The following is a 13,964-nucleotide window of genomic DNA, read 5'->3' on the forward strand; positions in this document are numbered from 1 at the left end:
TAATCGGAAAGCGATCCCCAAAACAATTGCCCGATAGCAAAACCCGCCAGGAAAATAGATAAGGATATTTGTACTTCACTCAGAGAGACCTGCAAACTTTCGGCAATATCCGTAAAAGCAGGAAGATAAAGGTCTATACTCAGAGGTTCCAGCGCTGCCAGTAAGGAAAGGACCAGAACCACAATTCCCATTTTTCTATTCATCACGTTATTCCTATTAAAATTACCGCTACAAAAGTACTTCCTTCTTTCCGTCCGCCTTTTACATTAATTGTACATTTACTGGGACAATAAAGAACTTCGGATATTTCTTTTATGAGTATGGTAATTAAGCAGGAAACATGTACATTTGTACGTTTTTTTAAATATAGCTTCAATAATGAAAGACTTATTCATATTCAACAATATAGAACTGATCCTGGCGGCCACAACTGCCGGTTTATTTATCATTCAACTTTTGTATTATCTGGTGACATACGCCCGCCCATTAAAGGAATCCAAAAGAGACAATACAGAGAAAAAAGAGGCTCAACCGGCCGTATCTGTTATTGTCTATGCAAAAAACGAATCCGAAAACCTACGGAGACATCTACCGTCTTTATTGACTCAGGACTATCCCGAATATGAAGTAATCGTGGTGAATGACGGCTCTACGGACGAGAGTGACGAAGTATTGAAAAAGCTAAAAAACGACAATAAACATCTGTATCACACCTATATTCCGGAAGATGTAAAATATCTGAGCCGAAAAAAACTGGCCCTGACTGTCGGAATCAAAGCTGCCCGACACGACATCCTCCTTTTCACGGAGGCGAACTGTGAGCCTATGAGCAAAAACTGGATTTCTATGATGGCACGCAACTATAATAAAGAAACCAGTATCGTATTAGGATTTTGTGCTTACGGCAACCATAAGGGCTTCTTTCATAAACTAGTCGCTTACGATAACCTGATGAGCGGACTACAATACATATCCTCAGCCCTAACCCGCCACCCCTATGTCGGCAACGGACGTAACCTTTCTTATAAAAAAGATTTATTCTTTGCCCACAAAGGATATTATAAATCATTGAGCCTGCACGCCGGAGACGACGACCTGTTCATCAACGAATCGGCAAACGGTAAAAACACAAAAGTGGAATATACTCCCGAAAGCATCACTGAAATGGCAAAAATAGAACGGTTCAGTATGTGGAAAGAAATGAAAGTTTCGCGCGCTGCCACTCATCGCCATTATAAAGGAGGGACACTGACTTTCTACAGGATGGAAAGCATGAGCTATTTCCTTTTCTTCCTGGCAGTTGTCGCCTCAATCGTTCTCGGCATTTACGGAAACTGGCTGCTATCCGTTCTCGCAGGCTTGTTATATATCACCAGATTTGCCGTAAAAGCGACAATCCTACATAAATCCGCTCATTTGTTACGGCAGAAACCGGTCACAGGATGGTTATTCTTCCTTGAACTGATTCTACCTTTATTCAACCTGTATGTAAGGATATACCGGGCCTTTCGCGGGAAAAACGACTATACTTTCCGGTTGGGAAACAAATAAGGGTTATTCGAAACGGATACTTTTAGCCGGATCGATCTTGGTGATCAGGTAAGACGGCCCAAGCATCATCAGCATGGATGCACATAAAGTTCCAATATTCAACAGAACAAGTGAAAGAATATTCAGGTCGATGGGAACTGCATCCAGATAATAAGTGGAAGGATCAAGCGTGATAATATGGAAACGAGACTGAATCAGACAAATAGCAATACCGATCACATTCCCCCAAAGCATTCCTTTCCCGATAAGGAAAAAAGAAATATAAAGAAAGACTTTACGGATACTGGTATTGTTTTCCCCTAGCGCTTTCAGGATACCGATCATATTGGTTCGTTCCAAAATGATGATCAACAGACCTGAGATCATGGTAAATCCGGCTACTGCAAAGATTAGGACCAATATTACCACCACATTTATATCCAATACATCCAGCCAGTTAAAGATCATAGGGTTCAATTCCTTTATCGAACGAACAAAATAGGTATTCCCGCTCCGGTCCTGCTTCTCTACGAGATCGAAATACAAATCCTCCGCAGTCTGATCCAGATCGTCATAATCATCGACCAGTAATTCCAGACCGCTCACCTGATCCTTTTCCCAACCGTTCAAACGGCGGATCTGCTTGATATCAGCCAGTACAAACAACTTGTCATAATCCAGGAATCCCGTCTCATAAATACCTGTAATCGTAAATTTACGTATACGGACATCTTCCTGTACAAAATAAGTCAGAAAAGAATCCCCCAGTTTAAGACCAAGCAGATTAGACAGATATCTGGAAATAATAACATCTGTGGAAGTCTTATCCGGATTTATCGTGAGTATATCGCCCTCCTTCAGGTTATTACGAAAGAAAGACCAGTCATAATCCGTATCCACTCCTTTCAATACAACTCCCTGAAAATCGTTATCGGTCTTCATGATACCCATCTTTGTGGCAAAAGTCTCCACATGACGAACTCCGGGAAATGCATGAAGTGCCTGAAGCAAAGAGTCGCTTACTGCTATCGGTGTCGACTCGTACGAACTGTTATTATCAAAGTTAGTGATCTGGATATGAGAACCAAACCCGATCACCTTATTACGAACTTCCTTCTTAAAACCAATTACAATCGCTACAGAAAGAATCATCACAGCCAGCCCGAGTGCAATACCGATTATGGCAATACGCACAGCAGGAGGTGTGACCTGACGATCACCCTCCTTGCTAAAATGAATTCTTTGCGCTATAAATAGTTCTAAGTTCAATTCGATTCAGTTGATAGTTGACAGTTGACAATCGACAATTGAACAAACATTTAACTGTCAACTGTCACTTGTCAACTGCCAACTGATTAAACGACTCTTCCCGGATATGCCTCCAACGCCTTTGCTAAGACGATCAGTGCATTAGCTAAGTCTTCCTTTTTCAGGACATAAGCGATACGAACCTCGTTCTTTCCCAAGCCGGGCGTTGTATAAAAACCGGAAGCCGGAGCCATCATAACCGTCTGTCCCTCATATTCGAACTCATCCAGACACCAGGCACAAAACTTGTCGGCATCATCCACCGGCAGCTTGGCTACAGTATAGAATGCTCCCATCGGAATAGGAGAATAACAGCCCGGAATACGATTCAGACCGTCGATCAGGAATTTACGACGTTCCACATACTCGTTGTATACTTCCAGCATATATTCTTCAGACGTATCCAGTGAAGCCTCGGCTATGATCTGTCCGACCAAAGGAGGACTCAAACGCGCCTGACACCATTTCATAACATTTTCCTTGACCATTTGGTTCTTCGTGATCAGCGCACCGATACGGATACCGCATTCACTGTAACGCTTGGAAACAGAATCGACCAATACTACATTATTCTCTATCCCCTTCAAATGGAAAGCCGAGATATAAGGTGCTCCGGTATAACAGAACTCGCGATACACCTCATCCGAGAAAAGGAACAGATCGTACTTCTTCACGATATCACGGATCTGATCCATCTCCTTTTGTGTATAAAGATAACCGGTCGGGTTATTCGGGTTACAGATCAGGATCGCTTTTGTACGCGGTGTGATCAGTTCTTCAAAACGCTCCACCGACGGAAGGGCAAACCCTTCATCGATAGTAGACGGAACAGTTTTGATCACAGCCCCGCTTGAGATAGCGAAAGCCATGTAGTTCGCATACGCAGGTTCGGGAACAATGATTTCGTCACCCGGGTCCAGACAAGCCATAAAAGAAAAGAATACAGCTTCGGAGCCACCGGTAGTGATGATTATATCGTCAACATCTACATGGATGTTGAATTTCGCATAGTACTTAACCAATTTCTCACGGAAACTACGTATTCCCTCACTGGGAGAATACTCCAAAACCTTACGATCAATACGGCGCATGGCCTCCATCGCGACTTCTGGAGTAGGTAAATCCGGTTGACCGATATTCAGATGGTACACCTTGGTACCCTTTGCCTTAGCCTTATTGGCTAGCGGAACTAGTTTTCTAATGGGGGAAGCCGGCATGTCGACACCCCGCTGTGAGATATTAGGCATTACTTTTTCTATATGTTAGTTTAAAGTTCGGCAAAGATAGGAAATAATTGAAAATTGAAAGTTGAAAATTGAAAATTAATATCGGTTTGCAGTCTTTCCCCCTATTTAATTTTCAATTTTCAATTTCTTATTTTCAATTCATTAAATACCAGGGCGAGGTGAATCCTTACTTGCATGCATTGTCGATATAAAGGCACTCGGATCTATCTCTTTAATCTCGTCTTTCAAACGCGGCATGTCCTTACGTTCGGCTATTGTAAAGATGATCTCTTTCTCCTTTCCTTCATACATTCCCCGCCCGTGCAGGAACGTACCGCGCATCCCCATCTTTCCGACAATAAGATCCTTTATCTCCTGTGTCTTTTTCGACACGATAAATACGGCACGGTTCGGATTCTCCGTCTGGAACATTTCAACCACCTTGCCATATACGAAAATAGTAAACCAGGAGTACAAAGGAACAGCCCAATCCTTAAAGACGATTAATCCCAGCAATACGACTGCCGAATCCAGCAGAATGATCATGTTGCTGACTTTCAGATTGGAATTGTTGGCTATCACACGGGCAAGAACATCTGTTCCGGCACTCGTACTTTGCGCCTTAAAAATACAGGCTACACCGATACCCAAAATTGCTCCACCATAGAAACAGGCTATAAAAGTATCATTCTCCACCAACGGTTCATTTCCACAGAAATACGACAGGGTATCCGTAAAGATGGATATCAGAAGGAATGTCACAATCGTTTTAGGACCGGACGACAGACCGATCTTTTTCATCGCCAGAATCATCAACGGAATATTAAAGCATAAAGCAGTAGCACCCATCGGCAAACCATCCGGAAAAATCGAGAAAACTCCTTTCGTTACATAATGTATCACAATAGAAATACCGTAACACCCTCCCGGAACAATTTTAAAGGGAGCAAGGAACAGCACATAACTCAGTGCCTGAAGAAAAGCCCCGACCACGATAAAAGAGTAGTCGACGACAGCACTTTTCAAAGTAGCATTAGAAGGAAGACTTAATTGTTTCATACAAGATTAACCATTATTTCATTATTTGTTTTTTAAGTGTCGCAAAGATAAATAAAAAAAGAAGAGACTGCACAAACAAATTGCGCAATCTCTTCTATCAATTTTCAGTAACCGTTCACCGAATGATATTTTATCCGGATCCTTTCTTTATTAAAGGCTTAAAGCCCGGTTATTATTGTTCGTTACATTCAACAATGTCACATATTTGCGATACTGGTCCTGAGTCAGAACCTTTTTCATCAATTTCAGATTTCCATATACAGCCTGATGCATTTTCTTCTGTTGTTTGCTTTCGCTCGAACGAAGACTTTCACGTTGCATATCAAGGAAATATTCATTTATATTTGCTACTTCATCCACCTGAGAGGGAGTCAATTGTAAATAATAGCTCAATTTCTCAAAGTTAATAGCAAACGGTTCTCTACTCACATTGTTTCGGTTCTCGCGTGCAAAACCTACAGTTGCACATAATAAAACGGCTGCTACAGCCATACCTATACGTCTCATAATACCTAAACATTAAATTAATAAACCTAAACCCGGAGGCCGCTGCCTCCTTTCAATCTTTTTATATTATTGTTTTCATGTATATAACAATATGTTTTACAACATTGTTCACAAACAGTTTTTAAAAAGATATATGTACTACAAGATAGAAGGAGGTTGTAAAATAGCAGTTCTGGTTAAATCTAATTTTTTCTTTCTAATATCAATTTATTTTTGGCTAAAAGAAACATTATTAGCAGAAATAAAATTAACCGATACTACATAATCAAACTAAATGATATTTTTTTGTAGTCAAATTTTTAGAAGATGCATAACAAGAAAATGAATCGCTTTTCAATTTTACTGTGGATAGCAATCATGCTATTCGGTATTTCGAGTATTACACAAGCAAAAAAAATCGGACGATGGGAGAAACTGGGTGAACGAAGTGTAAATCTAACATTAGACAAGGATGTGATCAATTGTTCACATAAAGGGACATTTACCGCCATACGATTCCACGTAGATAAAGCTCCCGTAAACTTCTTACGTGTAGCAGTAAAGTATGCAAACGGAAGTATTGATAATTTAAACTTCAACCAGCTTGTTCCTGCCGGAAAAAATTCCCGCTATCTGGATCTCAAAGGCAACCGACGTATTATCAAAGAGGTCATCATGTACTACAAATCAGAGCCCAGGCGCCAGGGAGCAGATCACAAACACAGAAAAGCAAAAGTACAGGTTTGGGGATTACATTAACTTATATTTCTCATACGAGGGTCGTACCCAACGCAGATAGACACAAAGCGACACCAGACAACAACCCGAGCCGACCAGATAAGCTGTTGCGAGATCTGTGTACGAAGCAATAAAGCCGGCGGCAAGCATTCCGATCCCCACTCCAAAATCGAAAGAAGTCAAGTAGGTAGATGTTGCTGTTCCCCGCATATTATGCGGGGCAACATTTACAAAAAGACATTGTATAGCAGGCACACAAACTCCGAAACCGATACCGATCGCCAACGCCGAAGCAAAAAAGACAATTTCATTATGAAACAGAGCAAAGACTGCAAAAGAGCAGGTTAAGAAAGCCAATGCAGTTATTGATACCAGATGTATTTTTCCATGATCCACTAGACGCCCGGAAATCAAACGGGCCGTACCGACTCCTATCGCCATGAAAATAAAGAAATACCCGGGATTTGCGATATTGATTTCTTTTCCGTACAACACCACAAAAGAGGTCACCATCCCATAAGGAATCGCACTCAGCAGATAAGCCAGAGCTGTCGGCAATGCTTTCACCAGGATAAAACGATCCAGTGAAAAAGTTGGTCTCGGCACTTTCTCCCGCTTCGGATAACGGATCAGGCAAACCGAACCGACACCCACCAAAGCGATTACCAATCCAGCAAACACCACAGGATGAAAACCAAACCGATCATAGATAAACACGGCCACCAACGGCGAGAGAGACATCGCCAGGTTGATCGTCAACCCATAAAAGCCCATTCCCTCCCCTCTTCGTTTAGAAGGAATCACATCGATCGCTATGGTATTTCCGGCAACGGACGTCATTCCCATAAACCCACCTTGTATAAAACGAACAGCCATAATAGTCAGCACCGTCGTAGCAAACAGATAACCGGCAAACATACAGGCAAAAACCATAAAGGCAAACAAATATAATGGTTTACGGGAAAAACAATCCACCAGATATCCGGAGAACGGACGAACACATAACAAACCGATCGAATAACTGGAAAGAGCGATTCCCACTTCCGACGGGTTAATCTTCAGAACTTCCACCAAGTAAACCGGCATAGTTGGCATCAACATGTAGAATGAGAAGTTCATCAGGAAATAAGAGATACAACACTGAATGAAATTCCGGTTCCAAAGCACAGGTTTCGCTTCGTTCATATCTTTAGTAATTAAATACGGATGGAAATACTCCCACCCGTACATTATATTATATATGTAATACCGTATTAAGCCAATTCACTTAGCTCCAGCCAACGCATTGTCTTTTCGTCGATTTCTTCAATTATTTTCGCAATACGTTCCGACTTAGTCATCAATTCATCGTTACTAAGTGTTCCGCTGCTCATTGCCATTTCCAGTTCAGCTTTTTCGGCTTCAAGCTGCGGTATTTCCGCTTCCAGTGCTTCAAACTCCTTCCGCTCCTTGAAAGTAAGTTTCTTTTTCTGCTCAGCCTGCAGACGGTTATTCTTTTCAGGAGCCGGTATTTGTTTGGGCTGACGGGCCGCCTCCGCCTCTTTCTCCAACTGATCCTGCACCTCTTTCCAGTCACGGTATTGGGTATAATTACCGGGGAAATCCTTCAAATCGGCATTACCACGGAATACCAACAGATGATCGACTACTTTATCCATAAAGTAACGGTCGTGCGAAACAACGATTACACAACCCTTAAAGTTACGCAGATACTCTTCCAGCACATTGAGCGTTACGATATCCAGGTCGTTAGTCGGCTCATCCAGCACAAGAAAGTTAGGGTTACGCATCAGGACGGTACACAGATATAAACGGCGTTTTTCTCCACCACTCAACTTGTAGACATAGCTATGTTGCTTTTCGGGTGTGAACAGGAAATAATTCAGGAATTGGGAAACACCCAACTTCTTTCCGTCCCCAAGATCGACATATTCGGCTATATCCTGCACGACATCGATCACCTTCATTTGTTCGTCAAACTGCAAACCATCCTGACTATAATAGCCAAAACGAACAGTTTCACCGACATCGAAACGGCCGCTATCAGGTTCCACTTCGCCCATCAGCATTTTAATAAAGGTAGACTTCCCGGTCCCATTGTTACCGACAATACCCATTTTCTCGAAACGGGCAAAAATATAATTGAAATCTTCAACGATCTTAATGTTTCCAAAGCTCTTCGTTACATGCTCCGCTTCAAATATCTTCGAACCGATATAGGAAGCTTTCACATCCAGGTTCACATTACCGTTGTCCCGTTGCTGCTTGGCTTTCTTTTCCAGCTCGTAGAAAGCATCAATACGATATTTAGCTTTCGTACCACGTGCCTGCGGCTGACGGCGCATCCATTCCAGCTCTTTACGTAGCAGGTTATTGGCTCGTTCTACTTCCGTATTCATCGTCTCCATGCGTTCCTGGCGTTTCTCCAGGTAATAGCTGTAATTTCCTTTATATTGGAATATCTGCTGACGGTCTATTTCGATAATCTCGCTGCAGACACGATCCAGAAAATAACGGTCGTGCGTAACCATCAGGATACTGATATTCGCACGGCTCAGATATCCTTCCAGCCATTCGGTCATTTCCAGATCGAGGTGGTTGGTCGGCTCATCGAGGATGATCAGTTCGGGGTCGGTAATCAGGACATTGGCAAGTGCCACACGTTTCAACTGTCCGCCGGATAGATGTTCAACTTTCTGATCGAAGTTTGTAATCTTCAGTTGTGATAGGATTTGTTTGGCACGCTGTTCATAATCCCAGGCTTTCAGGTTATCCATACGCATCAGGATATCCTGCAGGTTAGAATGATCGTCACTCGCCATCGCTTCTTCATACTCGGCAATCAGACGAACCGTCTCATTGGGAGAATAGAAACAAGCCTGCAGCACTGTCAACCCTTCCGGATAAACAGGTGTTTGCTCCAGATAACCGACACGCAGGTCGTTACGGAACACAACCGCCCCATTATCATAATCCTCCTTTCCGGCAATGATATTCAGTAATGTTGTTTTACCTGTCCCGTTCTTTGCAATAAGACCTACTTTCTGGCCTTGCGCAATCCCAAATGTAATATCCTCAAAAAGAACCAAATCGCCGAAGCTCTTGGTCAGTCCGTCTATCTGTAAATAACTGATCATATTGCCTTTTGTACTTTACTTTGAGGGGCAAAGATACAAAAATTTGGTAGAGGATAACTTTTTATACTAATACCGACTTATTTCAATATATAATACATTTTCATGTACCTAATCAAAACATATAATACCTTTCTCCCGTTTTATAATAAAAGATTTCCGCTTGATTCTGAAAATCATTATCAAGAGAGATTTTAAATATCATTCTTTGAACATTATCAATATGGCAAAAAAAATAGATTATATATCTTTGTTTGCACGCGTTGCTTTAGCTTTTGGCTTTTTGTCAGCTGTTGCAGACCGTTTAGGGTTATGGACTCCATTATTGGGAAGTAACAATGTAGTTTGGAGTAATATGGAAAGTTTTACCGCTTACACCAGAGTTTTATTGCCGTGGGTTCCTCAATATCTGTTACCACTATCCGCCTGGACAGCTACAATTGCAGAAATCGTACTTGGCGTATTACTATTAATAGGTTTCCAAAAACGTTTGGTTGCTCTTCTTAGCGGTATTCTATTATTGATTTTTGCTTTTGCCATGCTGTTTTCTTTGAATATAAAAGCTCCATTCGATTATAGTGTATTTGCTGCAGCGGGATGTGCATTCTTGCTTTACAAGGACAGCGATTAAGAGTTGTACAAAAATTTAGATGAAATAACCATCTCGCCATACATCCAATAGCAAAATCTTTATAACTTTGCTTTGTTTCACAATAAGAACAAAACAAATCTTATAATAGTATGCATAACGAACAGTCGGACATCAACGATATAATGGAAAAAGTAATCCAATTCTCAGAAGATCGGGACTGGGATCAGTTTCATAATGGAAAAGATCTGGCCTTGGCACTTTCAATAGAAGCTGCAGAATTAACAGAAGCCTTTCTTTGGAAGAAAGCTGAAGATGTAAATATAGATAAAATAAAAGAAGAACTTGCAGACGTTATGAACTATGCATTTCTCATAGCCCATAAGTATAATTTGGATGTCAAAGATATTATCCTAAATAAGTTAAAAAAGAATGATGAGAAATATCCGGTAAATAAAGCAAAAGGTACTGCCAAGAAATATACAGAATTATGATTATTTACCATGCTTCCAAAAAAAGTTTCATCGAAGATGTCTTCTATGGTAGAATTGCAGACGAGATAGATCACGCCTTCGTAGCTCATTTAGGAAGGCATACATCCCCCAATGAAGTCCTCTCCTGGAAAAACTCCATGTTACACATGTATAAGGTCATTGATACAAATGATATTCCGGATGATTCAGGGGTCGCCATTGAATATCAAATACCATTAACATCCAAAAGAGTCGATTTCATTATATCAGGATTAGATGCCAACCGAAAAGAAAATATTGTTATTATTGAACTTAAACAATGGGAACAAGCCAAACTGTCCAATAAATCAGGAGTTGTAAAAACGCGTTTCCAACATGGAGAAAGTGAAACAGCTCATCCTTCCTATCAAGCTTGGTCGTATGCTTTTATGTTGGAAAACTATAATGAAACAATAAGAGAGCAACAGATCGCACTCAGTCCATGTGCTTTTTTACATAATTATCAAGCTGATAATATCATAAACAATGATTGTTATCAAGAATTTATACAAAGAGCTCCCATTTTTCTAAAATCAGATACACAAAAATTACAGGATTTCATTAAACAACATATTAAATATGGTGCTAAAAATGATATTGTTTGGTTAATAGACAACGGGAAACTTAGACCTTCAAAGCAATTAGCAGATGCATTGACATCCATGTTACGTGGGAATCAAGAATTTGTTTTGCTTGACGATCAGAAAATCGTCTATGAAACAGCGTTGGATTTGGCACGCTCTTCAGTTACTGGTAAAAAGCAGGTATTAATCGTAGAAGGAGGCCCTGGCACAGGAAAAAGTGTAGTAGCTATCAACCTATTAGTTCAACTTTCAAAAGAAGGATTAGTCGCACAATATGTATCAAAAAACGCCGCTCCAAGAGATGTATATACTGCAAAATTAAGTAATAGTTTCCGAAAAAATTTTATAAATAACTTATTTGTAGGAAGTGGCAGTTTCATTGATACCAAGGTTAATACTTTTCATGCTTTAATTGTAGATGAAGCTCATAGGTTAAACATGAAAAGTGGTTTATATGGAAATTTGGGAGAAAATCAAATTGTTGAAATTATAACATCTGCCAAATTTTCCATATTCTTTGTGGACAATAGACAAAAGATTCATATCAAAGACATTGGTTCAAAACGTTCAATTGAAAAATACGCAAAACAATGTGGTGCTATTGTACATACTACAAAACTAAGTTCACAATTCCGTTGTAATGGTTCGGATGGCTATCTCAGTTGGTTAGATAACACATTACAAATAGCAGAAACAGCTAATATACACCTTTCACAAGAAGACTATGATTTCAGAATATTCTCTGATCCAACAGAGTTATTCGAAACTATCGCTGCAAAAAACGAGATTAACAAACGCTCAAGAGTTGTTGCCGGATACTGCTGGGACTGGAATAGTAAAAAAGATCCGAATGCATATGACATTGTCATAAAAGAACATTCATTCAAGAAAAGATGGAATCTGAACAGTGATAAAAATCTGTGGATTATCAGAGAAGAATCCATCGATGAAATTGGTTGTATTCATACTTGTCAAGGATTAGAACTGGATTATGTGGGAGTAATTGTTGGTAAAGATATGATATATGAAAACAATAAAATCATTACAGATGTCACTCAACGATCCCAAAATGACCAATCTGTAAAAGGATTTAAATCTTTACTGCAGTCCCAACAAAAAGAGCAAGCTTTACAAAATGCCGATGAGATTATCAAGAATACCTATCGAACATTAATGACCCGTGGCATGAAAGGATGTTATGTTTATTTTTGTAACCCTGCTTTAGCGGAACACTTTAAGAATCAATTATACCCCATGCAGGAAAAGAAGCTAACAAATATTCGTGTAGAAGCAGATGTGAATGACGACGTAAAATACATAGATTATCTACCTCTCTATTCAATACAAGCTGCTTGTGGTTATTTTGGTGAGGGAGAAAGTGTAGAAGAACTTGGTTGGATCCGAGTAGAAGGAGTTGGAAAATTAAACAGAAATATGTATGTGGTACAAGCTGTAGGACATTCAATGGAACCTAATATACAAGATGGAGACTTTTGTGTATTTAGAGCTAATCCAGCAGGAAGTAGACAAGGTAAAATAGTATTAACACAACATCATAATTTCTATGATACAGATAATGCTGGTAATTATTCTATCAAAATGTATACCAGTAAAAAAAAATATGATGAATTAGGCAATTGGCAACATGAAGAGATTGTTCTTGAACCCCAAAATAAAGATTATAAACCTATTATAATAAACGATATTGAAGGTAATGACTTTAGAATTGTAGGAGAATATATAGCAACTGTTAAACCAGACTAAACTATAAGAACATAAGCAAGATTGCACTGATCGTCAGTATTGAGGCCGATATGAAGGAGATTTGTTGAGCAATCCCTTCAAATGGACATTTTCATATTTCTGACTTTTACTTTTTACAGCCATATAGTTTACAGTACTTTCCTGCACTTCTATTCTGGACTACAACCTCTTTTTGTCAGATAAATTTTCATAGTCATATTGACCCGAAAGGCAATAACAGGAACATTCATTTTCACAGCGTGCTTCAATACTCCTCCCGAGGCTTTTCCCATGGATGTTTGCTGGTCCAGCCGTCCTTCATCCGTAATCACCAGATCAGTATTATCCAAAAGCCTGTCGAATGATATAGCATCGAGTACCATCTCAATATCCGGGCATAATCTTGTACCTAACAGCGCATACATTCCGCCTCCCAAATCTCCGACCACTCCTGCTCCGGGTAGAAATACCGTTATAAGCCATACTATTTAAGCAGTTAGAAGATATTTTCAATTATGCCAATTTACAAGGGAAACTTTTAAAGTTAATACAAATTAATCTGATTTTTATTCAAAAAAACTCAGAATACTTCCGCTGTAATTCCTTATCCCGTACCGTCAAGTCAACTTCATTATGGAAGCGGCCTGAGACTGCCATATCGACAAAATCACAAATCTGATCCTGTGCTTCAAAGCGGGTGAAGGAGGCTACTTTATGTTTCAATCCCTCGTAGCGAACAACCATGAACGGATAATCTTTTTTCCGGAAGAGTTTGACGAGAGATTTTGTTCCATACATTCCCTTTCTGAAAATCGATACTTTATTATATACGACTATCTTATCCTTCGTTCCGTGATAAAACAAAGTCGGAGCCGGCAGAGTCGCATACTTCGGTCGGCCTTTAACAGAAAGAATCGCACCGGCAAACGAGACGACAGCGGCATAATGAAAATCGGGAGGAAGTTTTTTCACCATCTCACTCCGATTCGCCAGTTCATGGTCGGTATGAAGTACCGTGATGGCTCCCGCGCTACTTCCGATCAGTACGATACGCT

The 13,964-nt window shown here is 40.1% G+C and carries 12 protein-coding genes and 2 pseudogenes; 5 read left to right on the top strand and 9 right to left on the bottom strand.

Annotation, left to right across the window (positions count from 1 at the left end; translation table 11 throughout):
• A pseudogene (locus QZ076_RS20630) lies at positions 1–203 on the bottom strand (Bcr/CflA family drug resistance efflux transporter); the annotation flags it as partial.
• Between the two features lie 175 nt (positions 204–378).
• On the opposite strand from QZ076_RS20630, the gene QZ076_RS20635 reads away from it, so the two are divergent.
• A complete protein-coding gene (locus QZ076_RS20635; protein WP_293716935.1) occupies positions 379–1,551 on the top strand; it encodes a glycosyltransferase in 1,173 nt (390 codons plus the stop codon).
• Positions 1,552–1,554: 3 nt separating this feature from the next.
• On the opposite strand, the gene QZ076_RS20640 is transcribed toward QZ076_RS20635, so the two are convergent.
• The 4 genes from QZ076_RS20640 to QZ076_RS20655 all read right to left on the bottom strand — a co-directional run bounded on the left by QZ076_RS20640 (position 1,555) and on the right by QZ076_RS20655 (position 5,630).
• The gene (locus QZ076_RS20640; protein ID WP_293716936.1) at positions 1,555–2,799 is read right to left on the bottom strand and encodes an ABC transporter permease; all 1,245 of its coding nucleotides are present in this window, start codon (positions 2,797–2,799) and stop codon (positions 1,555–1,557) included.
• 86 nt (positions 2,800–2,885) lie between these two features.
• Positions 2,886–4,085: a pyridoxal phosphate-dependent aminotransferase gene (locus QZ076_RS20645; RefSeq protein ID WP_293716938.1), complete on the bottom strand. Its 1,200-nt coding sequence runs from the start codon at positions 4,083–4,085 to the stop codon at positions 2,886–2,888.
• A gap of 141 nt (positions 4,086–4,226) precedes the next feature.
• Positions 4,227–5,123 (bottom strand): YitT family protein, encoded by an 897-nt coding sequence (locus tag QZ076_RS20650; RefSeq protein WP_195374426.1) that lies wholly within the window; start codon positions 5,121–5,123, stop codon positions 4,227–4,229.
• Positions 5,124–5,273: 150 nt separating this feature from the next.
• A complete protein-coding gene (locus QZ076_RS20655) occupies positions 5,274–5,630 on the bottom strand; it encodes a hypothetical protein (RefSeq protein ID WP_293716940.1) in 357 nt (118 codons plus the stop codon).
• Positions 5,631–5,936: 306 nt separating this feature from the next.
• Here QZ076_RS20655 and QZ076_RS20660 point away from each other — a divergent pair, with 306 nt between their 5' ends.
• A complete protein-coding gene (locus tag QZ076_RS20660) occupies positions 5,937–6,368 on the top strand; it encodes a hypothetical protein (RefSeq protein WP_293716942.1) in 432 nt (143 codons plus the stop codon).
• Here the strand turns inward: QZ076_RS20660 and QZ076_RS20665 are convergent.
• Both QZ076_RS20665 and QZ076_RS20670 read right to left on the bottom strand, forming a co-directional pair.
• Complete coding sequence (locus QZ076_RS20665) at positions 6,360–7,532, bottom strand: MFS transporter (protein WP_293716944.1); 1,173 nt, start codon at positions 7,530–7,532, stop codon at positions 6,360–6,362. The genes QZ076_RS20660 and QZ076_RS20665 overlap by 9 nt on opposite strands.
• Before the next feature lie 68 nt (positions 7,533–7,600).
• A complete protein-coding gene (locus tag QZ076_RS20670) occupies positions 7,601–9,484 on the bottom strand; it encodes an ABC-F family ATP-binding cassette domain-containing protein (RefSeq protein WP_293716946.1) in 1,884 nt (627 codons plus the stop codon).
• A gap of 220 nt (positions 9,485–9,704) precedes the next feature.
• Between QZ076_RS20670 and QZ076_RS20675 the strand changes: the two genes are divergently transcribed.
• From QZ076_RS20675 to QZ076_RS20685, 3 genes are all read left to right on the top strand, one after another.
• Positions 9,705–10,112 carry a MauE/DoxX family redox-associated membrane protein gene (locus QZ076_RS20675; RefSeq protein WP_293716948.1) on the top strand — a complete coding sequence of 136 codons (408 nt, stop codon included), beginning with the start codon at positions 9,705–9,707 and terminating at the stop codon, positions 10,110–10,112.
• Positions 10,113–10,222: 110 nt separating this feature from the next.
• Positions 10,223–10,564, top strand: coding sequence for a nucleotide pyrophosphohydrolase (locus tag QZ076_RS20680; protein ID WP_293716950.1), 342 nt, complete (start codon positions 10,223–10,225; stop codon positions 10,562–10,564).
• On the top strand, positions 10,561–12,930 hold the full coding sequence (locus QZ076_RS20685; protein WP_293716952.1) for a DNA/RNA helicase domain-containing protein: 2,370 nt from the start codon (positions 10,561–10,563) through the stop codon (positions 12,928–12,930). Before QZ076_RS20680 ends, QZ076_RS20685 begins: the two co-directional genes overlap by 4 nt.
• A 149-nt stretch (positions 12,931–13,079) precedes the next feature.
• Here the strand turns inward: QZ076_RS20685 and QZ076_RS20690 are convergent, their stop codons facing one another.
• Both QZ076_RS20690 and QZ076_RS20695 read right to left on the bottom strand, forming a co-directional pair.
• A complete protein-coding gene (locus QZ076_RS20690) occupies positions 13,080–13,397 on the bottom strand; it encodes a glycerate kinase (RefSeq protein ID WP_365326526.1) in 318 nt (105 codons plus the stop codon).
• Positions 13,398–13,479: 82 nt separating this feature from the next.
• Positions 13,480–13,964: pseudogene (locus tag QZ076_RS20695) on the bottom strand (hypothetical protein); the annotation flags it as partial.

Source organism: uncultured Parabacteroides sp. (genome assembly GCF_905196875.1).
In the GTDB taxonomy this organism is placed as follows: domain Bacteria; phylum Bacteroidota; class Bacteroidia; order Bacteroidales; family Tannerellaceae; genus Parabacteroides.